The 1246-nt window shown below is 65.6% G+C and carries 1 protein-coding gene; it reads right to left on the minus strand.

The window, feature by feature from the left end; all coding sequences use genetic code 11:
* Positions 1–141: 141 nt before the first annotated feature.
* Positions 142–1119, minus strand: a complete 978-nt coding sequence (locus QRO93_RS21465; protein WP_053450385.1) for an isopenicillin N synthase family oxygenase — start codon at positions 1117–1119, stop codon at positions 142–144.
* Positions 1120–1246 lie beyond the last annotated feature (127 nt).

A 1246-nucleotide genomic window follows, 5' to 3' on the forward strand; every position in this document is an offset into this window, starting at 1 on the left:
CACGGCGTCCCCGCCATCCGACACCTCCCCGCCTCCCCGCGGAACATCCCAGAGCCGCTTTGGCTTTGGCTTTGGCCTCTGCGGGTGCAGGGCGCAGCCCTGCAAAGAAAAAGGCCGCCTTTCGGCGGCCTTCACTTCTTGTTACTTCAGCTTGATCTCGCGCAGGCGTTCCTCGAGGAAGCCGTGGGCGGTGATCGCCTCCGGGTAGCGACTCGGGTTCTCCGGGGTGATGCACGAGGGCAGCACGTCGATCAGGAAGTCCGGGTTCGGGTGCAGGAAGAACGGCACCGAGTAGCGCGGCTGGCGCGCCAGCTCACCCGGGGGATTGACCACGCGGTGGATGGTCGACGGATACACGTGGTTGGTCAGGCGCTGCAGCATGTCGCCGATGTTGACCACGATGGTGTCCGCGTCTGACGTAAACGGCACCCACTCGCCCTCGTGCGACTGCACTTCCAGGCCGGCGGCGCTGGCGCCCACCAGCAGGGTGATGAAGTTGATGTCGCCATGGGCACCGGCGCGTACGTTCGGAATGTCGTCGGTGGTGATCGGCGGGTAATGGATCGGACGCAGGATCGAGTTGCCGAAGTTGGTCTTGTCGGCGAAGAAGTCTTCCGGCAGCCCGATGTGCAGGGCCAGCGCCGACAGCACGCGCGAACCCAGGTTATCCAGCGCCTGATACAGACCGTAACCGCGCTCACGGAAGCCCTCGACCTCGGTCGGCCACAGGTTCGGCGCCATCACGTCGCGGTACTTGGAGTCGTCGGCGATTTCACGGCCGATGTGCCAGAACTCCTTCAGGTCGAAATGCTTGGAGCCCTTGGCGGTCTCCACACCGAACGGGGTGTAGCCGCGGGCGCCGCCGCTGCCGGCCACGTGGTACTTGCGCTTGACCTCGTCCGGCAGGGCGAAGAAGGCCTTGAAGGCATCGTAGGCCGCATCGATGTCGGCCTGCGGGATGCCATGGTTGCGGATGCCCGCGAATCCCCATTGGCGGTAGGCCGCGCCCAGCTCGGCCACGAAGGCCTCGCGGTCGCTGTCGAAACGGGTGATGTCGAGGGTGGGGATCTGGCTCACAGCGGTTCCTGGCTTGTCGTTGGGTCTGGGGGGCCAGCGCATTCATGGCCCGCCTGAACATTGTGACAGATCGCCCGGGCGACGCCACTCGATACGAAGAAACAAACCGATACAATGCGCGACCCGCGCGCGGAGCAACGCGTCCGTCACGTGGGCCCCGCCCCTTTCC

The organism is Stenotrophomonas maltophilia group sp. Smal17, from assembly GCF_030237045.1.
GTDB classification, from domain to species: Bacteria; Pseudomonadota; Gammaproteobacteria; order Xanthomonadales; family Xanthomonadaceae; genus Stenotrophomonas; species Stenotrophomonas forensis.